Source organism: Kocuria sp. CH-021 (genome assembly GCF_049716185.1).
GTDB lineage: Bacteria > Actinomycetota > Actinomycetes > Actinomycetales > Micrococcaceae > Kocuria > Kocuria cellulosilytica.
Map to the genome: position 1 here is coordinate 39492 of NZ_JBNAFK010000011.1, position 21880 is coordinate 61371.

General features: G+C 73.4%; 21 protein-coding genes, 1 other RNA gene and 1 pseudogene. 4 read left to right on the plus strand and 19 right to left on the minus strand.

The features are described 5' to 3' along the window. From ACPYN7_RS10120 to smpB, 3 genes and pseudogenes are all read right to left on the minus strand, one after another. Positions 1-381: pseudogene (locus tag ACPYN7_RS10120) on the minus strand (hypothetical protein); the annotation flags it as partial. 211 nt (positions 382-592) lie between these two features. After that, positions 593-974, minus strand: a transfer-messenger RNA (tmRNA) gene (gene ssrA, locus ACPYN7_RS10125). 86 nt (positions 975-1060) lie between these two features. Further along, entirely contained in the window at positions 1061-1537 is a 477-nt protein-coding gene (gene smpB, locus ACPYN7_RS10130) for an SsrA-binding protein SmpB (RefSeq protein ID WP_058874759.1), read from the minus strand. A gap of 181 nt (positions 1538-1718) precedes the next feature. Here smpB and ACPYN7_RS10135 point away from each other — a divergent pair, with 181 nt between their 5' ends. Further along, positions 1719-2954: a polysaccharide pyruvyl transferase family protein gene (locus ACPYN7_RS10135; protein ID WP_424347565.1), complete on the plus strand. Its 1236-nt coding sequence runs from the start codon at positions 1719-1721 to the stop codon at positions 2952-2954. 55 nt (positions 2955-3009) lie between these two features. On the opposite strand, the gene prfB is transcribed toward ACPYN7_RS10135, so the two are convergent. Continuing rightward, entirely contained in the window at positions 3010-4131 is a 1122-nt protein-coding gene (prfB, locus tag ACPYN7_RS10140; protein ID WP_424347566.1) for a peptide chain release factor 2, read from the minus strand. 88 nt (positions 4132-4219) lie between these two features. Here prfB and ACPYN7_RS10145 point away from each other — a divergent pair, with 88 nt between their 5' ends. Continuing rightward, entirely contained in the window at positions 4220-5383 is a 1164-nt protein-coding gene (locus ACPYN7_RS10145) for a glucose-1-phosphate adenylyltransferase family protein (protein ID WP_424347567.1), read from the plus strand. A gap of 108 nt (positions 5384-5491) precedes the next feature. Here the strand turns inward: ACPYN7_RS10145 and ACPYN7_RS10150 are convergent, their stop codons facing one another. The 7 genes from ACPYN7_RS10150 to ACPYN7_RS10180 all read right to left on the minus strand — a co-directional run bounded on the left by ACPYN7_RS10150 (position 5492) and on the right by ACPYN7_RS10180 (position 10219). Beyond that, positions 5492-5962, minus strand: a complete 471-nt coding sequence (locus ACPYN7_RS10150) for a pilus assembly protein TadG-related protein (RefSeq protein ID WP_424347568.1) — start codon at positions 5960-5962, stop codon at positions 5492-5494. Beyond that, entirely contained in the window at positions 5959-6342 is a 384-nt protein-coding gene (locus ACPYN7_RS10155) for a hypothetical protein (protein WP_424347569.1), read from the minus strand. Before ACPYN7_RS10155 ends, ACPYN7_RS10150 begins: the two co-directional genes overlap by 4 nt. Before the next feature lie 133 nt (positions 6343-6475). After that, a complete protein-coding gene (locus ACPYN7_RS10160) occupies positions 6476-6883 on the minus strand; it encodes a TadE family protein (protein WP_058874765.1) in 408 nt (135 codons plus the stop codon). A 2-nt stretch (positions 6884-6885) separates the two neighbouring features. Further along, positions 6886-7110 (minus strand): hypothetical protein, encoded by a 225-nt coding sequence (locus ACPYN7_RS10165; protein WP_058874766.1) that lies wholly within the window; start codon positions 7108-7110, stop codon positions 6886-6888. Positions 7111-7161: 51 nt separating this feature from the next. After that, a complete protein-coding gene (locus ACPYN7_RS10170) occupies positions 7162-8106 on the minus strand; it encodes a type II secretion system F family protein (RefSeq protein ID WP_424347570.1) in 945 nt (314 codons plus the stop codon). Beyond that, positions 8103-8960, minus strand: a complete 858-nt coding sequence (locus ACPYN7_RS10175; RefSeq protein ID WP_424347571.1) for a type II secretion system F family protein — start codon at positions 8958-8960, stop codon at positions 8103-8105. The genes ACPYN7_RS10170 and ACPYN7_RS10175 overlap by 4 nt, the downstream gene beginning before the upstream one ends. Continuing rightward, positions 8957-10219: a CpaF family protein gene (locus ACPYN7_RS10180; protein WP_368825686.1), complete on the minus strand. Its 1263-nt coding sequence runs from the start codon at positions 10217-10219 to the stop codon at positions 8957-8959. The genes ACPYN7_RS10175 and ACPYN7_RS10180 overlap by 4 nt, the downstream gene beginning before the upstream one ends. 376 nt (positions 10220-10595) lie before the next feature. Here ACPYN7_RS10180 and ACPYN7_RS10185 point away from each other — a divergent pair, with 376 nt between their 5' ends. Then, complete coding sequence (locus tag ACPYN7_RS10185) at positions 10596-11543, plus strand: glycerophosphodiester phosphodiesterase (RefSeq protein WP_424347572.1); 948 nt, start codon at positions 10596-10598, stop codon at positions 11541-11543. A 16-nt stretch (positions 11544-11559) separates the two neighbouring features. Here ACPYN7_RS10185 and ACPYN7_RS10190 read toward each other — a convergent pair whose 3' ends face one another. Together ACPYN7_RS10190 and ACPYN7_RS10195 are read right to left on the minus strand one after the other, a co-directional pair. Continuing rightward, on the minus strand, positions 11560-11976 hold the full coding sequence (locus ACPYN7_RS10190) for a DUF2304 domain-containing protein (protein ID WP_058874770.1): 417 nt from the start codon (positions 11974-11976) through the stop codon (positions 11560-11562). 51 nt (positions 11977-12027) lie between these two features. Further along, positions 12028-12693, minus strand: coding sequence for a glycosyltransferase family 2 protein (locus ACPYN7_RS10195; RefSeq protein WP_231738411.1), 666 nt, complete (start codon positions 12691-12693; stop codon positions 12028-12030). A 143-nt stretch (positions 12694-12836) separates the two neighbouring features. On the opposite strand from ACPYN7_RS10195, the gene ACPYN7_RS10200 reads away from it, so the two are divergent. Beyond that, positions 12837-14909, plus strand: coding sequence for a DUF6541 family protein (locus ACPYN7_RS10200; RefSeq protein WP_424347573.1), 2073 nt, complete (start codon positions 12837-12839; stop codon positions 14907-14909). Between the two features lie 184 nt (positions 14910-15093). On the opposite strand, the gene ACPYN7_RS10205 is transcribed toward ACPYN7_RS10200, so the two are convergent. From ACPYN7_RS10205 to ACPYN7_RS10230, 6 genes are all read right to left on the minus strand, one after another. Continuing rightward, positions 15094-15855, minus strand: coding sequence for an ABC transporter ATP-binding protein (locus tag ACPYN7_RS10205; protein WP_424347574.1), 762 nt, complete (start codon positions 15853-15855; stop codon positions 15094-15096). A 2-nt stretch (positions 15856-15857) separates the two neighbouring features. Next, on the minus strand, positions 15858-16718 hold the full coding sequence (locus ACPYN7_RS10210) for an ABC transporter permease (protein ID WP_424347575.1): 861 nt from the start codon (positions 16716-16718) through the stop codon (positions 15858-15860). Then, positions 16718-18721, minus strand: coding sequence for a glycosyltransferase (locus tag ACPYN7_RS10215; RefSeq protein ID WP_058874775.1), 2004 nt, complete (start codon positions 18719-18721; stop codon positions 16718-16720). Before ACPYN7_RS10215 ends, ACPYN7_RS10210 begins: the two co-directional genes overlap by 1 nt. Next, positions 18718-19905 carry a UDP-galactopyranose mutase gene (gene glf, locus ACPYN7_RS10220; protein WP_058874776.1) on the minus strand — a complete coding sequence of 396 codons (1188 nt, stop codon included), beginning with the start codon at positions 19903-19905 and terminating at the stop codon, positions 18718-18720. The genes ACPYN7_RS10215 and glf overlap by 4 nt, the downstream gene beginning before the upstream one ends. A gap of 105 nt (positions 19906-20010) precedes the next feature. Then, on the minus strand, positions 20011-21189 hold the full coding sequence (locus tag ACPYN7_RS10225) for a glycosyltransferase family 4 protein (protein ID WP_058874777.1): 1179 nt from the start codon (positions 21187-21189) through the stop codon (positions 20011-20013). Between the two features lie 147 nt (positions 21190-21336). Continuing rightward, positions 21337-21735: a hypothetical protein gene (locus tag ACPYN7_RS10230; RefSeq protein ID WP_058874778.1), complete on the minus strand. Its 399-nt coding sequence runs from the start codon at positions 21733-21735 to the stop codon at positions 21337-21339. Positions 21736-21880: the final 145 nt, after the last annotated feature.

A 21880-nucleotide genomic window follows, 5' to 3' on the forward strand; every position in this document is an offset into this window, starting at 1 on the left:
GTCCTGCCCGTACTGGCCCTGGCCGTACTGACCCTGGTTGTAGGAGTCCTGCCCGTACTGGCCCTGGCCGTACTGACCCTGGTTGTAGGAGTCCTGCCCGTACTGGCCCTGGCCGTACTGACCTTGGTTGTACTGGTCCTGTCGGTACTGCCCCTGGTTGTACTGGTCCTGGCCGTACGGCCCCTGCTGCCCCTGGCCGTACTGGGGTGCGGAGTACTGGTCGCCGGGTGCTCCCTGGCCGTAGCGCGGCGGGTCGTAGGAGGGGCCGGAGGGAGCTCCCTCCACGCGCTGGCCGTACTCGGGCACGTCCTGGCGGCCCGAGCTCGACGACCCGCCGGCACCGGTGCCGCTCTGGTCTGGCGTGTTGTCGTTGTGGCTCATGGCGTTGCCCTTTCGGTCGTCGTCGGTACGGCACCAGCTTGTCACACGGTCCGCCGTGAGGTCCTGTGGGCCCACCGGTCCCGGACCGGACGGGGCACGGTGCGCCCCGGTCGCGGACGAGGCCCGCACGGGGCGCCGGAGGACCCCGGGCCGGGCGGAGCGGGCACGAAAAAACCGGGGAGCGCCTCGCGGCGCTCCCCGGTCAGGGATCTCGTGGAGATGGGGGGAATTGAACCCCCGTCCGATGCAGCATTGTCAGGGCTTCTCCGGGTGCAGTCTGCTTGGCGTCTTCTCAGTCCCGGCCCTCGTGCAGACACGTGGCCGACGGACTCAGTCGCGAAAGTGTTCTCCAGACGCCCGCGACGAACGGCTGGAGCAGTGGCCTTCTAGCTGATGCCAGGCCCCGGGTCGAAGGCGAACCCGGGCTGACAGCCACTGGTGAGTCTACTTACGCGGCGAGCGCGAAAGTGGACTGCGTGGCGTTGCTCTTGGAATTGGCAACTATTGTTTTACAGAGAGCGTTTACGAGATAACTCTGCGTCCTCGACCCGCTTCCCCTGTCTCAACTCACATCGTCGAAACCGATCATCCCCGTATTCGTTTGTCAAGCATCCCGCCGCAGCGGGACACCCCAGTCTACCGCGCGGTACACGCCGGCCGCAAGGGATGCCCGGGCGCCTCAGCCCAGGTTCTTGTAGCGCATGGCGCGCTGCGCCTCGCGGTTGTCCTGCTGCTCCCGCAGCGCCTGGCGCTTGTCGTACTCCCGCTTGCCCTTGGCCACCGCGATCTCGACCTTGGCCCGCTTCCCGTCCACGAAGTACAGGGAGAGCGGGACGATCGTGAAGCCGGCCTCCCGGGTCTTCTGCTGGATCTTGTCCATCTCGGTGCGGTGCAGGAGCAGCTTGCGGCGGCGGCGGGCGGAGTGGTTGGTCCACGAGCCCTGCAGGTACTCGGGGATGTGGACGCCCTCGAGCCACAGCTCCCCGTCGGTGAACTGGCAGAACCCGTCCACGAGCGAGGCGCGCCCCATGCGCAGGGACTTCACCTCGGTGCCCATGAGCGAGAGGCCCGCCTCGTAGGTGTCGAGGATGTGGTAGTCGTGCCGGGCCTTCTTGTTGTTGGCGACGACCTGGCGACCGGAGTCCTTCTTGGCCATGGGCCTCCTCCCTGGGGACGGTGCGGGCGGGGAACGGCCGCGCACCGGGGCACGCGGCAGGGCCTCCATCCTACGCCACGGCGCCGGCGCGGAACGGACGGTCGCCGGCCGCGTCGGGAGCCGGGTCCGGTGCCCGGGCGTCGCCCCAGGTCACCGTCGCGGCACCCGCTAAGCTGAGCGGATGCTGGATCCAGTCCCCACCGAGCCCCCGCCCGTCCGGGAGGTCCTGTACCTCGTCGGCACGAGCGGCCACCCGAACTTCGGCGACGAGTTCATCGCCGCGTCGTGGCTGCGCTTCCTCGCCCGCGCCCGGCCCGACGCCGAGGTGTGGCTCGACTGCCCGAACCCGGGGCTGGCGTCCCACCTGTTCGCGGACCTGCACCCGCGGCTGCGGACCACCGACACCCTGTGGCGGCTCGCCGTCGAGACGGCGGGGATGGACCCTGCCGCGGCCGACGCCCACGTGGACCGGGTGGTGACGCACCTGGGCTCCCCCCGCTACGACCTCGGCCTGCTCGGCGCCCGCCGGGCCGGCTCGGTCCACTTCATCGGGGGCGGCTACCTGAACTCCATCTGGCCGCACCACGCGCGTCTGCTGCGCGCGGCCCTGCGGCTGCGCGAGGTGTCCGGTGCGCGCCTCGTCGCCACCGGCCTCGGCCTGTCCCCCGCCGCCGACGCCGAGGGGCTGCGCACCACGCTGGGGGCCTTCGAGCACGCCACGGTCCGCGACGCGCCCAGCGCCCAGCTCTCCCGGGCCGACCGCGCCCCGGACGACGCCTTCCTCGGGCTCCCGGGCCTCGCGGGCTTCACCGGCGCTCCGGTCGAGGGAGCCGCCGACGGCGACGTGTGGGTGTGCCTGCAGAGCGACATGTCCAAGCCCGATGTCCTCGAGGACGCCGTCGCCGCCGTGCGGGCCGCCCTGACGGGCCCGGCGCTGGCCGGGCGGCCCGTGCGCTACCTCGAGGCGATCCCCGGCGCCGACCGCGCGGCCTTCGACCGGCTCGCCGATCTCGTCCCGGAGGAGAACTTCGTGCCCTTCACCCGGGTGTGGCAGGAGGGCTTCCCGGCCCGCCCGGGCCAGACCTGGCTCACCTCCCGGTTCCACTTCCACCTGCTCGCCGCCGCGTGCGGCGCGGAGGGCACCGCGCTCGAGGTCAGCCCGGACTACTACCGCATCAAGCACCAGTCCCTGCTCGAGGCCGGCACCGGCTGGTCCGTCACACCGACCGGCAGCACGGAACCGGCCGCACCCGCCCGGTCCGCCGCCTTCCCGGCCACGGCCGCACGGCTGCACCGGACGAAGCTGCGCGAGGCGGAGGAGCTGTACCCGGCCGTCGATCCCCCCGCGCACGGCCCGGCCGAGCCCGAGGCCCGCACTCTGCCGGGACGGACGGTCGCGCGCTTCCTGCGCCGCTGAGCACCGGGCCCCGGCCGGTCGTCGGCCGGGGCCCTGGCGGGGATCCCGCGGGAGCTCAGGCGTCGGCCGGGGCGTGGCGCTGGTCGGCGCGCCAGCGGATGCCGGCGTCGACGAAGCCGTCGATCGCGCCGTCGAAGATCGCGGAGGGGTTGCCCTCCTCGTGGTTGGTCCGCAGGTCCTTGACCATCTGGTACGGGTTCAGGACGTAGGAGCGCATCTGGTCGCCCCAGGACGCCTTGACGTCCCCGGCGAGCTCCTTCTTCTTGGCGCTCTCCTCCTCCTGGCGCTGCAGGAGCAGCCGGGACTGGAGCACGCGCAGCGCGGCGGCGCGGTTCTGGATCTGGGACTTCTCGTTCTGCATGGACACGACGATGCCCGTGGGGATGTGCGTCATCCGCACCGCGGAGTCCGTGGTGTTCACGGACTGCCCACCAGGGCCCGAGGAGCGGAAGACGTCCACCTTGATCTCCGCCTCCGGGATCTCGATCGAGTCGTCCTGCTCGATGAGCGGGATGACCTCCACCGCCGCGAACGAGGTCTGGCGCCGCCCCTGGTTGTCGAACGGGGAGATGCGCACGAGCCGGTGGGTGCCGGCCTCCACGGACAGCGTGCCGAAGGCGTAGGGCGCCTTGACCTCGAAGGTCGCGGACTTCAGGCCCGCCTCCTCCGCGTAGGAGGTGTCGAGGACGGTGGTCGGATAGCCGTGGCGCTCGGCCCAGCGCAGGTACATGCGCATGAGCATCTCGGCGAAGTCGGCGGCGTCCACGCCGCCGGCGCCGGAGCGGATGGTCACCACTGCCTCGCGCTCGTCGTACTCGCCCGAGAGCAGCGTCTGGACCTCCAGCCGGGAGAGCGCCTTCTTCACCGCGGCGAGCTCCTCGACGGCGAGCTCCAGGGTCTCGGCGTCGTCCTCCTCGGCGGCCAGCTGCACCATGACCTCGATGTCGTCGATCCGGCCGCCGAGCTTCTCGAGCCGTTCGAGGTCGGACTGCTTGTGCGAGAGCTTGGAGGTGATCTTCTGCGCCGAGGCCGGGTCGTCCCAGAGGTCCGGGGCGGTCGCCTGCTGCGAGAGCTCGGCGATGTCCCGCTTGATGGCGTCGACGTCGCTCACGGCCTCGATGGACGCGAACGTGGAACGAAGGGCGGAGATCTCTGCCGGGAAGTCAAGGGAGGCCATGGAAGCCAAGATTATCGCATGGGGGCAAATCGTCCCGGCCCCGCGCGGCCCCGCTCTGGCAGGATGGTGCCGAGAGGAAGGACGCACGATGCGCATCCCCCGCACACTGGCCCTGATCCTCGCCGGGGGCAAGGGTTCCCGCCTCGGCGCCCTGACGGAGAAGAAGGTCAAGCCCGCCCTGCCCGTGGCGGGCACCTACCGGCTCATCGACGTGGCCCTGTCCAACCTCGTGCACTCCCACGTCTCGGACGTCTGGGTCGTCGAGCAGTTCCTCCCGCACGGCCTCAACGTCCACCTGGCCAACGGGCGCCCCTGGGACCTGGACCGGACCCACGGCGGCCTCCAGGTCCTGCCCCCGTACGAGGGGACCGAGGGCGAGGGCTTCGCCGAGGGCAACGCGGACTCCCTCTACCGGCAGAAGGACCTGATCCGGGACTTCGCCCCGGACCTGGTGCTCGTGCTCAGCGCCGACCACCTCTACACGCTCAACTTCCTCGACGTGATCGACACCCATCTCGCGCGGGACGCCGATCTCACCGTGGTCACCACGCTCGTCGACGAGGACCCCTCCCGCTACGGCGTGGTGCAGACCGGCGACGACGGGCGCGTCACCGGCTTCGACTACAAGCCCGAGACGCCCCGCGGGCGGCTGGTCGCCGGTGAGATGTTCCTGTACGACGCGCAGAAGCTGCTGGAGGCCCTGGACGTCCTGCACGAGCAGGAGGGCCGGCTCGAGGACTACGGCAACGACCTGGTCCCGTGGTTCGTGGCGCACCGCACGGTGGTGGAGCACCGCCTGGAGGGGTACTGGATGGACCTGGGCACCCTGCAGTCCTACTGGACGGCCCACCTGCAGATGCTCGACGGCGAGGGCGTCACCCTCGACGACCCCGGCTGGCCGATCCTCTCGGCCCAGCCGCAGCGGGTACCCGCCCGGATCGCCGGCAGCGCCGAGCTGCGCCGGTCCATGGTCGCCGCGGGCGCGATCGTGCGCGGCGCCGTGGAGCGCTCGGTGCTCGGGCCCGGCGTCGTCGTCGAGGAGGGGGCCACGGTGCGCGGCTCGGTGCTGTTGGACGGCGTCCGGGTGGGTGCCGGGGTGACCCTCGAGAACGTGGTGGCCGACGTGGGCGCCGACATCTCCGGCGCCGGCCGCCGCGGTTCCGAGAAGGGCGTGACGCTGATCGGCGAGGACGGGACGGTGCGCGGCACGGAGGAGTTCGACCGCTCCGCCGTGCTCCCGGCCGGCTACTGACCCGCCCACCCGCCCCCGTGCCGCCGAACGCACCGGTTCCGCCCGAGACCTGGCTGTTCCTGCGGGCCTCTCGGGCGGAACCGGTGCGTTCGGCGCCGGGGGACGCTGCTACCGCCCCAGCTGGGCGCGGGCATCGCTCGTGGCGGTGATCGGGATGCCGTCGGGCACCAGCAGGTTGACGACCGGCGGGTGCACGACGGCGGACAGCGACACCTCCGCGGTCCGCCCGTCGGGGCTCCCGGTGGGTGCGGCCAGGGCCAGGCCCGGGGTGTCCGCCCCGGCCCGGACCGTGTCCAGGTAGGCCGCCGCGGCCCCCGCCACGGCGGCGTCGTCCAGGACCGTCGCCGGCGGGGCCCCGCCCTCCCCCGGGCGCAGGGCCACGAACGTGTCGGCCGCGGCGAGCGCGGCGTTGTCGGCCAGCACCTGGAGCTTGCGCTCCCCCACGTAGACCGCGGTGACGCCCATGACCACGACCGTCAGCAGGAGCAGTACGACCGCGAAGCCGATGACCAGGATCGTGACCTGGCCGTCGTCCTCGTCGTCCCGGTTCCCGCCCGGGTGCGCCGCCCGCCCGCTCATCCGTAGCGCCCCAGCACGACGGTGGCCGAGGACGTCAGCACGGCGACGTCCAGGTCCGTGAACCCGGGCACCAGCGGCAGCGGGACCTCCAGGGTGGCGTGCACGGTGGCCACCGCCCCCGGCGTCCCGCAGGCGCCGTCGGAGCACTCGAGCCGGATCCCCAGCCGGTCGGGGGCGAAGCCCTGATCCGTGGCCGCCAGCTGTGCCGCCGCCGTCAGCCCGGCGTCCGAAAGCTCCCCGGGCTCGGCCCGGGCCAGCACCTGGGAGGCCTGCTGCGCGGCGGCCACGACCGCGAAGGCCCCGGCCTGGACCTGGGCCACGGCGAGCACGAAGTAGATCACGGGCACGAGCAGCAGCGTGCCCAGTGCCACAAACTCCACGACCGCGCTGCCCTCGTCGCTCCCCCCGGGGCTCCCCGCCCCGTCCGCCGCGCCGGGCGCACGGGCCGGCGCCGTGGTCCGTGCCGTCCCGGGCGCCGCAGCAGTCCCGGCGGCCGTGGTCCTCCCGACCGCCTCAGTCCCCGAGGACGGCATGGCCGCGCACCTCCAGGGAGTCGGGCGGGCCGAACAGCGCGATCACCGGCAGCGGGGAGACCACCGTGATCTCCAGGGTCCGCAGCTCGCCGGTCGTCACGGGGGCGGCCGCGACGTCCTGGGCGTACCGGGGACCCAGGGCGCCGGAGACGATCCGGCGGGTCCGCTCGACCCCGTCCTCGGGCGAGCGGTCGGCCAGGGTGCCGTACCGGGCGCCGGCCGCGGCGGCGTCGACCAGCGTGTTGCGCACGTGCAGGGCCAGCGCGAGCTGCAGCGTGGCCGCGAAGATCATCGCGACGAGGCCGGCCACCATCACGTACTCGACCACCGCGCTGCCCCGGTCCGTCTCCGGGGGCCCGGTGTCCGCCCGGGCACGGATCCCGCCCATGCTCAGTTCTGGCTCACGCGGGCCATCGCGTCCTGGAAGAGTCCCTCCAGGGCCGGCTGCGCCACGAGCAGCAGGCCCGCCACGAGCACCGCCGACATGAGGGTCAGCATCACCCAGCCGGGGACGTCGCCGCGGTCCGGGTCGTCGGCGGAGAGCCGCTCGCGCAGCGCGGACAGTGCCGGGGCGAGGACGCCGAGCAGGGCGGCGAGCCGGTGGAGGTGGGTCATGGGGTGTCCTTTCCTGGGGGGCGGCCGCTCTCCGGCCGCCCGGCTGAGAGCTCAGAAGCCGAGCTCGAGAACGGCGAGACCGGGATACACGGCGAAGACGACCGTCAGCGGGAGCACGAAGAACACCAGGGGGACCATCATGGCGATCTCCTTGCGCCCGGCCGCCTCCATCAGCTCCCGCTTGTCGTTGTCCCGCACGTCCTGGGCCTGGGCGCGCAGCACGTCCGCCAGGGGCGTGCCGCGCTCGATGGCCACGACGATGCCGTCCACGAACCGCCCGATCGGTGCCACCGGGGTGCGTGCGGAGAAGTCCTGGAGGGCGTGCACGAGCCCGGCGCCGGACCGGGTCTGCGCGAGCACCGCGCGGAACTCGGCGGTGAGCTCCCCCTCGGCCACCCGGCACACCCGCTCCAGCGAACCCACGGCGCTCTCCCCCGCCCCCACCGAGAGCGCCATCAGCTCGGCCACGGCGGGGAACTCGGCCAGCATCCGGGTCTCACGGACGCGGATCCGCCGGCTCAGCAGGTGTCCGCGCAGCAGGTGGCCGGCGGCCGCCGCGGCCCCGACGGCCAGCAGCACCCCGCCGGGGCCCGTGCCCCAGCGGGCCGCACCGGCCACGCCGAGCAGGACCCCGACCAGCAGGCCCCCGGTCGCGAACAGGAGCTGCTCGGCGCGGAAGTCCGCCACCGTGGTGGTGGACCCCGCACGCATCAGCCGGCTCTCCAGGGCCGCCGACGGGCCGGCGTGCCGGAACACGCGCCGGGCCAGAGCCCGCACGAGCGGATCCAGTCCCGCCGCGGCCCGGCCCGGGGCCCGGACCGCGCGGTCCCCGGGGCGGGCGAGCAGCGCCGACTCGACCTCCACCGAGCGCAGCTGCGGGGAGATGCGGGTCGCGAAGGACGGCCCGCCGGTCACCCGGGCCCCGGTGAGCACCAGCCACAGGCCGGCGGCGTGCACCAGGCCGAGGAGCACCAGCAGGGCGGGGGAGACACTCACCGCAGCACCCGGGCGGGCACGGGCAGGGCCCCGATCCGCAGCATGAGGCGGTAGGCGGCCACGGACACGACCAGCCCACCGAGCAGCACGAGGGCGCCGGCCGGGGTGTCGTAGGCCCGGATGGCGGCCGGCTGGGTGGCCATCAGCGCCAGGACGATCCACGGCGCGGCCACCGCGAGGCGGGCGGCGTTGACCGTCCAGGACTGGCGGGCCTCCAGCTCGCCGCGGGTGCGGGCGTTCTCCCGGAGGAACTCCGACAGCGTCCCGAGGAGACGGCCGAGGTCGGTCCCGCCGACCTCCCGGGTCACCCGCAGGGCCTCGACGATGTTGTCGGCCACCGGGTCGGCCAGCCGGTCCTTGAGCAGGGTGAGCGCACCCTGCAGCTGGCCGGACGCGCGGTAGTCGGCGGCGAACCGGGCGAAGGCCGGGCGCACCGGCTCCGGCCCGCGGTACTGCAGCTGGATCAGTGCCTCGGGCAGGGACATCCCCGCCCGGATCGCCGAGCGCAGGTGGTCGACGACGTCGGGCCACACCTCCCGCAGGGCGGCCGCACGGCTCCGGGCCCGGTGCTGGACCACCGCCACGGGGAGCCAGGCCCCCAGGAGGGCGGCGCACAGGCCGAGGACGGCCGCGCCGGTGACCGCGACGACGAGCAGGCCGCCCAGCGTTCCGGCCGCGGCACAGGCGGCCAGCAGCACCGCCGGGCCGACCCGGGCCAGGTCCGCGCGCAGCAGCAGCTCCTGCGTCCGGCCGGGGCGGCGCGCACGGGCCGGGCGCGGCGCGTCCTCGGCCCAGCAGGACCACCAGAGCAGGAAGACGCCCGCCCCCAGCAGCACCCCCAGCGCCGCGCTCACCGCGCCGCCCCGCCCGGGCCGTCGTCCGCCAGCAGCTCGCTCACCCGGTGCCCGGCCCGCTCGAACTTCCACGCGGCGGGCGCCTCGGCGGCCACCGCCAGCAGGGCGCCGTCGGCCTCGGCGAAGACGGGGTAGGTCTCGATCACACCGTTCTCGACCCGGTTGCCGATCGCGAGGATCTCGCTCACCCGGCGCCGGCCGTGCCGGTCGCGGTGGCAGTGCACCACGAGGTCGAAGCACGAGGCCACCGTGGGCACCACGAAGCCGGTGCTGATGTTCTCCCCCGCCAGCAGCGGCAGGGTGCAGATCTTCGTCACGGCGTCCCGGGCCGAGTTCGCGTGCAGGCTGCACATCCCCGGCAGACCGCTGTTGAGCGCGATGAGCATGTCCAGGCTCTCGGCCTCGCGCACCTCGCCGACCACGAGCCGGTCCGGGCGCATCCGCAGCGCCTCCTTCACGAGCCGGCGCAGCGGGATCTCGCCCGTGCCCTCCAGGTTGGGCTGGCGGCACTGCATGCCCACGACGTCGCGCAGCGGGACCTGCAGCTCGAAGATCTCCTCGACCGTCACCACCCGCTCCCGCGGTCCGATCGAGGCGCACAGGCAGTTGAGCAGCGTGGTCTTGCCGGCCTGCGTGGCGCCCGAGACCAGGATGTTGAGCCCGCTGGCCACGGCCGCGTCGAGGAACCGCGCCGCGCGCGGCGGCAGCGAGCCCAGCTCCACGAGGTCGTCCAGCCGCCGTGCCCGCGCCACGAACTTCCTGATGTTCACGGCCCAGTGCCGGCGCGTCACGTCCGGGATGACCACGTGCAGCCGGGACCCGTCCGGCAGCGCGGCGTCCACGAACGGGGAGGACAGGTCCAGGCGGCGGCCGGAGGACTTGAGCATGCGCTCCACGAGATTGCGGATCTGCGCCTCGGTCAGCACCAGGCTCGTCAGCTCGGACTCCCCGCCGCGGGCCGCGTAGACCTCCGCCGGGCCGTTGATCCAGATCTCCTCGATCCGCGGGTCGTCGAGCAGCGGCTGCAGCGGGCCGAACCCGGCCACCAGGTCCAGCAGCACCCGGCGCGCGGCGTCCAGGTCGGCCAGGGCCGGCAGCACCCCGCGTGCCGACCGCTGGTCGTAGTCCCGCACCGCGGCGTCCACCAGCTCCCGGGTCCGCTCCAGCTCCAGCACCGGGTCCAGGCCCCGGCGCCGGATGAGCTCGCGCACCTCGGCCTCGACCAGCCCGAGCGCGTCCTCGGAGAGCAGTGCCGTCATCGGTCCCCCTGCACGTCGCCCGCCGCGGGATCCGCGCCGGCCGCGCTCCCCCACGGAGCGCATGCACAGGAACATAGGCCGGGCCGCCGTCGTCCCCACAACCCCGTTCCGGTGGCCTGTGGACAGCCTCCGCTGACCTGCGACGTTGTTCCCGTCCGGAAACACACGGTCCGTCACAGGATGCGCGTGCATGAAATCTGCCGCGCGGCACCGCTCTCGCGCGTCCGGGTCGCCCGTGCCGGGGCACCCGTGGTGGCGGCGTGCACGGGGTGGCCGCGGGCCGTAGTGTGGGCGGGCGAGGACGCCTCCGCCCCCGGTGTCCGCTGCCCCGGCGGGGCCCGTGCCGCGGGGACCGCCGCCGATCGCGAGGACCGCCGTGACCCATCTGACCCCCCAGCAGGACGGCACCCGCCCCGACGTCGCCGTCCGGGCGCGGGCGCTGCTGCGCGCGGCCGTCCCGTTCACCGGCAACCTGCTCACCAGCGGGGTCGGCGCGGCCCTCGGCCGGCACCTGGCGGCCCCGTCCCCGGGTCCGGCGGTTCCCGTGCCCCGGGACTGGCCGACCGCCTTCGCCCACCGGGGCGGCGCCGAGGTGGCACCGGAGAACACCCTCGAGGCGTTCCGGGCGGCCGCGGCCCTCGGGGACGTCGTGCTGGAGCTCGACGTGCAGGCCTCCGCCGACGGCTCGGCCGTGCTGATGCACGACCTCACGGTGGACCGCACGACGGACGGGACCGGTGCCGTCGCGCTGCTGTCCACCGCGCAGCTGCGGCGCCTGGACGCCGGGCACGCGTTCACCCCCGACGGCACGACCTTCCCGTGGCGGGGGCGCGGGGTGCACGTGCCCACGCTCGCGGAGGTCTACGAGGAGTTCCCCGAGCACCGGGTGGCGATCGAGCTGAAGGGCAACCGTCCCGGCGCCGAGGAGATCGTCTGGCGGACCATCCGGGCGGCGGGCGCCCAGGGGCGCACGCTCGTCGCGACGAACCGCACGGCCTCGATCCGCCGCTTCCGGCAGGTCTCGGGCGGGGCGGTCCCCACGGCGGCCGCCGTCACGGAGTTCGCGGTCTTCCGGCTGCTGTGCCTGCTGGGCCGGCACGGGCTTCCCGCCCTCCCGTTCCAGGGCCTGCAGCCGCCCGACACGCTGCTGGGCCTGCGCGTGCTGACGCCCGGGCTGCTGCGGGCCGCCCAGCAGGCGGGTCTGCGCGTGGACGTGTGGACGATCGACCGGGAGGACGACATGCGCCGGCTGCTGGCGTGGGGCGTGGACGGCGTGATGACGGACCGGCCGGACCTGCTGTCCCGGGTGCTCCGGGAGGCCTGAGCCGTGCCGGGAGCGCTCAGCCGGCGGGCCGCTCCGCCGGGGAGGTCTCCGCGAAGGTCCGCACCGAGGCGCGCTGGGCGTGCTCCGGGGCCGGCGCCCACGGCCGCTCGGCCTCGGTCACGGCGATGTGCCGGGCCAGCCGGGTCACGTTGACCTCCTGCTGCCGGTTGCGCAGCGCGGAAGTGGCCTGGGTGATCATGAAGATCACCACGAAGCCGTACAGCACGAGGTCCGTGCCGCGCCCGATCCCGAAGAACTGGGCGACTCCCGTCAGCAGGTCGGGGAAGAAGATGGACAGCGCCGCGAAGACGAAGAAGGCGAGACCCACCACCCGGCGGATCGCCTGGTGCTTGGCGTTGGCCCCGCCGCGGATCAGGGCGAGCGCGCCGTAGCCCACGGCCAGGACCAGCAGGATCTGGACGGCATAGATCATCGGACGGCTCTTCCCTTCTATCGTGCGAACTGGTGGCGGACGGGGTGCGGGCTACTTGACGAACAGCTCGGCGAGGATGTTCACGCCGTTGAGCAGCGACTGCCCCTTGGACTTCGAGTAGTCCGTGTAGATGATCTCGACGGGGTGCTCGACCCAGGCGGGCCGGATGTCGGCGAGCTGGTTGACGATCTCGGAGGCGTGCGCCATCCGGTTCTGGGTCAGTCGGATCCGGGACAGGGTGCCCCGGTCGATGGCGCGCAGCCCGTTGTGGGCGTCGGAGAGGTCCATGCCCGTGGACAGCTTCGAGAAGAACGCCGCGGTGCGCAGCACGACCCGCTTGAGCGGGGAGATCCGGGTGCGCCGGTCGAGGAAGCGGGAGCCGAGCACGACCTCGGCCTCGCCCGAGCGGATCCGCTCGACCATGTCCCACGCGTCGACCACGCGGTGCTGGCCGTCGGAGTCGAACGTGACCACGCAGTCCATCCCGGGGTCCTGCAGGGCGTACTCGAACCCGGTCTGCAGCGCCGCGCCCTGCCCCAGGTTGATGGGGTGCTGGACGACGACGGCGCCGGCCTCGGCGCAGATCCGGGCGGAGTCGTCGGAGGATCCGTCGTCGACGCAGACGACGTGCGGGAAGGTCCTGCGGAGCTCCTTCAGCACCTCTCCCACGACGGCCGCCTCGTTGTACACGGGCATGACGATCCACGAACGACTCACCCGGACATTCTCGCACAGCAGGCCGGACGCGCCGGTCAGGGCGGAGGCGGGCGGGGGCCGGCCGCTATGATCGTCCCGACCCTTTCCCCCCGTCGTGAGGACGAGACCGTGCCCGCTGCCAGGCCGAGCCCCGCAGGACCGACGTGCTGACGGACTGGTGGCCGCACCTCCCGGCGTTCCTGGTCCTGCTGGCGTTCCTGTGGCTGCCCGGGCTGGCCCTGCTGTGGGCCTTCGGGCAGCGCGGGGGCAGGATCCTGCTGACGGCACCGGCGTTCAGCGTCGCCGTCGTCGGGGTTACGGGCGTGGTCCTGGACCTGGTGGGCGTCCCCTACGGCGCCCTGTCCCAGGTGCTGGCCGCCCTGGTGCTGGCGGCGCTGGCCTGGCTGGTGGGGCGGCTGGTCCCCCGGGGCGGGCACGTGCCCGGCTCGCACGCCGCCGGCACGGAACCGGGCGGCCGGGAAGCGCACGACGACGGCGGGCGCCGCTGGCTGTTCCCGGCCGGCGCGGCCGCCGGGCTGGCGGTCGGCGCGGTCCTGCTGCTGCGCCGGCTGACCTCCGTGATCGGCGTTCCGGAGGCGATGGCCCAGCGCTGGGACAACATCTTCCACCTCAACGCCATCCGCTACGTCGTGGAGACCGGCAGCGGCTCGACCCTGACGCTGAACCGGATGGTGAGCCCGGACAGCGCGATCGCCCTGTACCCCGCGGCGTGGCACCAGCTGGCGTCCCTCGTGGTGCCCCTCACCGGCGACAGCGTCCTCGTGGCCCACAACCTGACCCTGCTCGCCGTGGCGGGTCTCGTCTGGCCGGCCTCGTGCATCTTCCTGGCCCGCTGCCTCGTCGGCCCGTCCGCGGTGGCGGCCGTCCTCGCCGGCACGGCCGCCGCAGGCTTCAGCGTCTTCCCGCTGGGCCTGATGGCCTGGGGACCGCTCTTCCCCAACATCCTCGCCCTGGCCATCGCCCCCGTGTCCCTCGGCCTGCTCGTGCGGCTGCTCGGCCCCGGGGTGACTGCGGACCGGACGGAGGCCACCCCGGACGCGGCCGGCCGGGTGCGCCTGGCCGCGAGCCTCGTGGTCACCCTGGGCGCGCTCTTCGTCTCCCAGCCCAACGCGTTCCTGGCCCTGCTCGTGGTCGCGGTGCCCGTGGCGGCCACGGCGTGGTGGCTCGGCCTGCGGGCCGCCGCCGGCGCCCGGCGCCGCGGTCCCGCGCTCGTGCTCGTGGCGGTCGCCGCGCTCGCGGTCGCCGCGTGGCTGCTGCTGTGGAACGTGCTCACCACGTCGTTCGTGTGGGAGCCGTCCACCACCCTGGCCCGGGCCGTCGGCGAGGCCCTGCTCTTCGGCGCCAACGGCCGGGAGGACGTGCCCTGGGTGCTCGTGCTGCTCACCGGCGCGGGGATCTACGCGGCCGTCGCCCGGCGGAGGCTGCGCTGGCTGGTGCTCGCCCACCTGGTCCTCGTCTACCTCTACGCCGTGGCCGCCGCCGGCGAGGAGAGCCCGGCCCGGCAGTGGCTCGTGGGCGGGTGGTACACCGACTCGTACCGGCTCGCCGCCACGCTCCCGCTGACGGCTGTGCCGCTCATCGCCCTCGGCGCCGCCCACGTGGTGGGCGGCCTGGCCGCCGGCCTCGAGTCCCTGGCCACGTTCGCCGGCCGGCCCCGGGCCGGCCGCGCCGGCCTTCCCGTCGCGGCGCTCGTGCTGCTGGCTCTCGCGGTGCCGTACTCCCAGGTCGATTCCCTCACCCAGGCGACCCGGTGGGGCAAGCAGTACTACGCGTGGGAGGGCCCGGAGAGCATCGTCGACCGGGACGAGTACGAGCTGCTGCAGGAGCTGGACGAGCTCACCGAGCCGGGGGACGTCATCGCCGTGAACCCGTGGAACGGCGGCTCCCTGGCCTACGCGGTCGCGGACCGGGCCGTGACGCAGTACCACGTCGAGCAGCCCGCCACCGAGCTGCGGGCGCTGGACCCGGACCTGCACGCGATCGCGGCGGGGATCGGGGGCGCCGTCCCGGGCAGCCCGGCCTGCGCGGCCGCGGAGGAGCTGGACGTGCAGTGGGTCCTGGACTTCGGCACGCAGTTCATCATCCCGGAGGCCCGGCAGGCCCGCGACTACTCGGGCATCAACGCCGTCGACCCGCAGGCCGCCCCCGGTCTCGCGCTGGTCGGGCAGGAGGGCGAGGCGGCGCTCTACGAGGTCGTCGGCTGCGACGGCCCCTGAGGCCCGCGCGGTCCCCGACCTGCCGGCGCGCCCCGGTCCCGCGGCGGGCACTGCTCCCGCGGCGCGCCCCGGTCCCGCGGCGCGCGCCGATTCCGCCGTGGGCTCCGCTCCGGTGACGGACGACGACGGGCCGCCCGGCTCCGGCAGGAGCGGGGCGGCCCGTCGTCCGTGCGGGCGGGAGGCGTCAGCCGGCGTTCTCCGCGGCGCGGAACTGCTCGATCACCTCGTCGATGGGCCCGTCGCTGCGCACCCGGCCGTGCTCGATCCACACCCCGCGGTTGCAGACCTTGCGGACCACGTCGAAGTCGTGGCTGACGACCAGCAGCGTCTTGCCCTCCGCCGAGAGCTCCTTGACCCGGCCCAGGCTCTTGCGCTGGAAGGGCTCGTCCCCCACGGAGAGGATCTCGTCGATGATGAAGATGTCCGGGTCGGTGAACACCGCCACGGCGAAGGCCAGGCGCAGGTACATGCCGGAGGAGTAGAACTTCACCTCGGTGTCGATGAACTGCTCGATCTCGGAGAACGCCACGATCCGGTCGAACTTCCGGTCGATGTCCTCCTTGCTCATGCCGAGGATCGCGCCGTTGAGGTAGACGTTGTCGCGGCCGGTGAGGTCGGGGTGGAAGCCGGCGCCGACCTCGATCAGCCCGGCCACCCGCCCGTTGACCTCCAGCGATCCCCCGTCGGGGCTCATCACGCCGGAGACCAGCTTGAGGAACGTGGACTTCCCGGAGCCGTTGAGCCCCACGAGCGCCACGCTCTCCCCCGGCCGGATGCTGAGGCTGAGGTCCTCCAGGGCGCGGAACCGGTTGGAGATGTCCTGGCGCCGTCCCCGTGCGAGCCACATCACCGTCTCCTTGAGGGAGCGGGCGTGGCGGAGGGAGAACTCCTTGGCCAGGTGCCGGGCGACCACGGCGGGCGCGGGCGCGGTGGGATCGGTGCTCATCGTCACAGCTCCTGCGCGAATCGGCCCTCGAGGCGGCGGAACATCAGGTCGCCCAGGACCATGATCACCGTGACCACGAGCAGGGCTACCGGCGTCCAGAGGGAGAACAGGTGGGGCGGCACCTCGTGGGCGCCGGGGGTGGTGGTCGGCAGCCAGAACGCCGCGTGCGAGAGCTCCACGGCCACGGTCAGCGGGTTGAGCATGAACCCGGCGAACCACACCGGGCCCAGCACGTCGCGGACCATCGTCCAGGCGTAGAGCACCGGGGCGGACCACGTGCTGACCATGACGATCAGGTCCACGAAGTTCTCGGCGTCGCGGAAGAACACGTTGGCCGCGCCGAAGAGCATGCCCAGCCCGGCCCCCAGCAGGCCCACGATCAGCAGCGCCGCGGGCACGGCCAGCAGGGAGATCCACGTGGGCGACCAGCCGACGATCAGGGCCGCGACGAGCATGACCACCAGCTGGGGCATCAGGTGCACCGCGGCGACCCACACGGACGCGACCGGGAACATCTGCCGGGGCAGGTAGATCTTCTTGATGAGGCTCGCGTTGGCCACGATCGAGCGCGCCGCGTTGCCGAAGGACTCCGAGAAGAAGTTGATCACGATGATCCCGGAGAACAGGTACACGGCGTAGTTCTCCATTCCCCGCTCCAGGCCCAGGAAGATGCCCAGGGCCACATAGAAGACGACGAACTGGATCCCCGGCTTGACGTAGGACCACAGCAGGCCGAGGACGGTGCCCCGGTAGCGGATCTGCAGCTCCTTGTCGACCAGCAGCTTCAGCAGGTAGCGCTGCCGGAACACCGCCGGCAGCCCCGTCCCGGGGGACGGCCGCCGGACGACCGTGGCCGCCGGCATCAGGCGCCGATCTCCGAGTGCTCGCGGAAGGTCGCCTCCCAGGCCTCCATGGAGGTGACCTCCTGCAGGGCGGCGCGGTAGCGGCGGGAGAGCTCCGGCCAGCGCAGGGCCAGCTGGGCGTGCAGCCGCAGCGACTCCGCCATCAGGGCGCGGGCCTCGCGGGGCGAGCGCTTGTACCAGGTGTAGCCGGTGCCGTCCGAGGCGGAGACCAGGGCGCTGTCGTAGCGGGCGAGCCGCCACCACCGTGCGTCCTGGTAGGGCAGGTGCACCTGCGGGTGCTCCTCGGCCTGCTCCTGCGGGCGCACGGCGAGGTGGCGCACCACGGCCGTCGTCGCCGAGGTGAGGACCTTCAGCCCGTGCGGGGCGGAGAGCCGCCGCGTGCGCAGCGGCTTGGCCGAGGCCACGGCCGGGTACGCGTCGAGGTCCGGCTGGTAGACGGCGTCCGAGTGCTGGGTCATCATCCGGCGCACGTCGCGGATGCGCTGGGGCAGCAGCTCGTGCAGGGTCTCGGGCCCGTCCAGGACGTCCCGCAGGGCCAGGACCCGGGCCTCCTCCGCGAAGTACTGCATCGACAGCAGGTGCCGCAGGTCCTTGATCCCGTTGCGGCCGAGCACCTCGCCGCCGCGGTCGAACGGGGAGTGCAGCAGCGCGGCCACGAGCTGGTTGCGCTTGTGGAAGTACGCCTGCCAGCTGATGGTGTCGTCCTTGTCCGCCCAGGCCAGGTGCCACACGGCCACGCCGGGCAGGGACACGGTCCGGTAGCCGGCCGCCTTGGCGCGGATGCCGTACTCGACGTCGTCCCACTTGATGAAGACGGGCAGCGCCAGGCCGATCTCGCGCACCACCTGGGTGGGGATCAAGCACATCCACCAGGCGTTGTAGTCCACCTCGATGCGGCGGTGCATCCAGGCCGTGCTCCGCAGGTTGCTGTGCCGGAAGTCGTGGCCGATCTCCACGCCCTCCCCCGCGGGGCCGTACTGGAAGCTGTACGGGTCCATGGCCTCGCCGAAGTTGTGGATCTTCGTCGGGTTGAGCAGGTCGATCATGTGCCCGCCGACCAGGGTGGGCCGCTTGCAGAAGTCGGCGAACACGCTGATCCGGCGCACGGCCTCCGGCTCGATCTCGACGTCGTCGTCCATGAGCAGCACGTAGGTGCTGTCGGCGCGCACGGCCTCGTACATGCCGCGGGCGAAGCCGCCGGCGCCGCCCAGGTTGCCCTGGTCGATGACCCGCAGGCGGTCGCCGAAGCGCGCCCGGACCTCGTCGAAGCCGGGCTCGTCGACGACCTTCTGGTTGCCCTGGTCCACGATCACGACCTGGGCGACCTGTGGCAGGCTGTCCCGCTGCTCGTCGAGCAGACGGGCGTTGGTGAGGCAGTAGGAGGGCTTGTTCATGGTGGTGATCTGGAGGGTCACGGAGCCCTCCGCGGTGCCCGTGCCGTCGCCCAGCCACTGCGCGCCCTGCACCTCGAGCTCCTGGTCCCCCGCGGCGGCGTCGAACCAGTACCACCCGCCGTCGGCGAAGGCCTTGAGGGGCAGCACGACCTCGGTCAGCCGGTCGGCGCCGGAGACCTCGTGCACCGACACGGGCACGGACTCGCCGCGCGCGTTGGAGCTGTGCACGTTCACCGTGCCGCGCCCGGTGGTGCGCACCCGCAGCACGACCTCCCGCAGGTGGGTGTTGTGCCGCCAGTAGCTGGCCGGGAACGCGTTGAAGTAGGTGGCGAAGGACACCGTGGTGCGGGCCGGCACGCGCACGGACGAGCGCCCGAGGATCGCCACGCCGTTGCCGGCGGCGGCGTCGGAGGCCACGTTGACCACGATCTGGGGCCGCTGCTCCTTCGTGTCCTCCTGCTGGACGGCGGTGCCCGTGTCGGCCCGGGAGTCCAGGTAGAGCGGCTGGGTGGAGAAGCGCTCGCCCGTCGGGAAGACGAGCTCCTGCAGCACCCGGTGGGCGGTGCCCCCGGTGTCGGTCCGGTCGATGTCCTGGGTCGTCGCGGTCACGCGTCCACTCCCCCGCTCTCGATGGTGGCCCCGCCGGTGAAGTGGGGCTTGAGCTTGTTGTCGACCATGGACAGCGCGGCCCCGATGGCCATGTGCATGTCCAGGTACTTGTAGGTGCCGAGACGGCCGCCGAAGAGGACGTTGTCCTCGCCGCGGGCGAGATCGCGGTACTTCAGCAGCTTCTCGCGGTCCACCGCGGTGTTGACCGGGTAGTACGGCTCGTCGCCCTTCTCCGCGAACCGGGAGAACTCGCGCATGATCACCGTGGCGTCCGTGGTGTAGTCGCGCTGCGGGTAGAAGTGGCGGAACTCCAGGATCCGGGTGAAGGCGACGTCGGGATCCGGGTAGTTGATCACCGGGGCGCCCTGGAAGTCCTCGATCGGCAGGACCTCCTGCTCGAGGTCGATGGTCCGCCACGAGAGGTCGCCCTCGGCGTAGTCGAAGTAGCGGTCCACGGGCCCGGTGTAGACGACCGGGACCTGCCCGGAGACGGCGGACCGGGAGTAGTCGTGGCCGTCGTCGAAGAAGTCGGTGTCCAGCCGGACGTCGATCCTGGGGTGGTCCGCCATGCGCTCGAGCCACGCCGTGTAGCCGTCCACGGGCAGGCCCTCGTACTTGTCGTTGAAGTACCGGTTGTCGTAGGTGTAGCGGACGGGGAGCCGGTTGATGATCGAGGCCGGCAGGTCCTTGGGGTCCGTCTGCCACTGCTTGCCCGTGTAGTGCTTGATGAACGCCTCGTAGAGCGGCCGGCCGATGAGCTGGATGCCCTTGTCGTTGAGGTTCTGCGGGTCCGTCCCGGCGAGCTCCCCCGCCTGCTCCTGGATCAGCGCCCGCGCCTCGGCGGGCGAGTACGCCGCGCGGAAGAACTGGTTGATGGTGCCGAGGTTGATCGGCATCGGGAAGACCTCGTCGTGGTGCCTCGTGTACACGCGGTGCACGTAGTCCGTGAAGTCGGTGAACCGGTTCACGTAGTCCCAGACCCGCTCGTTGGAGGTGTGGAACAGGTGGGCGCCGTAGCGGTGCACCTCGATCCCGGTCTGCGGCTCGTTCTCCGTGTAGGCGTTGCCCCCGATGTGGGACCGCCGGTCGATGATGGCCACGTCGAGGCCCAGCTCGTTGGCGGCCCTCTCGGCCACGGTCAGGCCGAACAGGCCGGAGCCTACGACGACGAGATCTGCGTTCACGGGCAAACTCCTGAGGTTGGTGTCCTGGTGGGCCCGGACGGCGTCCGGCCGGTGGGGGGGGCGGCACGAGCGCGCCGGGCGTGCGCTGCGTACCAAAGTACCTGATCAGTCCGGGAAGCCCCGGAGCAGCCACTCGGCGGCGACGCGGCCGGAGGCCGCCAGGGACGCGTTCTCGGCCGCCCACGCGGCGCGCCGGCGGCGCTCCCGGTCGTTCTCCTCGGCCCGCTCCGGGTCGAGCCGGCGGTCGAGGGCGGCGATCATGGCCTCGGCCACCGCGTCGGCGTCGTGGTCGACGGCCGCGCCCAGACCGTTGTCCTCGACGAGCTCGGCGGCGACCCCCGCGCCCGCGTAGACGACCGGCGTCCCGCACGCCGCGGCGGCGTAGATCTTGGTGGGCTTGGTGAAGTCGTAGCCGATGCCCGGGAGCACCGCGCCCAGGGCGGCGACGGCGCCCCGCGTCCACTGCGCGGTCTCGGCCGCGGGGCGCAGCCCCTCGAAGAGCACGCTCCCCGGCGCGAGCCGCTCGGCGATCTCCTGCACCCGGTCGATGTCGGAGCCGCGCCCGAAGAAGCGCAGCCGGGCGCCGGGGTGGGCCTCGAGGACCCGCGGCATGGCGCGGACGAACACGTCGGCGCCCTGCCACTCGGACATCGACCCGGCGTAGACGAAGTAGGGCGCGCCGGGCTCGGCCACGGGCCCGTCGGGGCGGAAGACGTCGGTGTCGATGCCGTTCTCCGCCACGAGCACCTTCTCCCAGGCCACGCCGGTGACGGACTGCAGCTCACGGCCCATGGCCTCGGAGACGGTGAGCACGCCGGCGGCCCGGCGCGCCGCGAGGGTCTCCATGACGCGCATGGCCCGCTTCACCGGGGCGGCGACGTCCATCTTCTCGGCGGCGGTGGTCCAGATGTCGGGGGCGTACCAGACGTAGGGCCGGCCCCGCAGGAACGAGGACACGAGCACGGCCATGCCCGTGGTGGGCGGCGGCTCGCTGACCACGAGGTCGGCGCGGGTGGCGAGCAGCCGGAAGAGGACGGGGACGTCGAAGCTGAGGTACTGGACGATGCCGCGCACGTAGTCGAACCGGTCGCGCAGCACGGGCCACCGGCGCACCGGGTAGGGCTCCGGCTCGATCACGGACCCGGCGGGCGGGCGCGTGGTGAGGACCGTGACCTGGGCGCCGGCCTCGGTCAGCCCTCGGGCCAGGGCCCGCAGCCGGAAGGACGCGGCGGCGGGCTCGGGGGCGAAGATGCGGCTGACGATGACGATGCGACGGGGAGTCACGGGACCACCTGTTCGGAGCTGCTCGACGGGAGGGGACGGGGCCGGGCACGACGTCGACGGGCGCGGGCGGTTCAACTGTACTGGTCCCGGCCGGCGGTCCCGGCCGGGCGCGCCACCGGGCGGCGGCGGACGGATCCGGCGGGCCCGCTACCGGACGGTGCGGCTCGTCCACGCGAGCACGTCCGGGCGGAAGAGCAGGACGAGCACGACGACGGCCGGGGCGGCCGTCGCGAGCCCGGGTCCCCACTGCCCCGACCGGAGCAGGGGGTAGGCGAGCACCAGGAGGAAGAGCTGGACCACGAGCGCTGCTGCGCGGGGCCACCGGAAGCCGCGCCAGAGGCCCCGGCCGACGCGCAGCAGCCAGAAGGCGCCCCCGAGGAACACCGCCGTGAGGAACACCGTCCCGCCCGTGGTGAGGGGGTCCCCGAACAGGAGCGTCCAGACGAGGCGCAGCCCGGCCCCCGCGAGGACCAGGGCCTCGAGCAGGACCACGCCGGTCAGGACGGCGACCGCGGGCGGCCGGGCCGCCTGGGAGGGGGCGGGCATGGGGTTCTCCTTCCGGCGGTGCGGCGGGCGCGGGCGGCGGCGCTCCCCCGCCACCCTAGTCCGCCGGCCGCCGGGGCGGGGCGCCGGCCGGGCCCCGGGGCCGTCCGTGCGGGGCGCGCTGTGAGCAACGACTCACCGAACGACG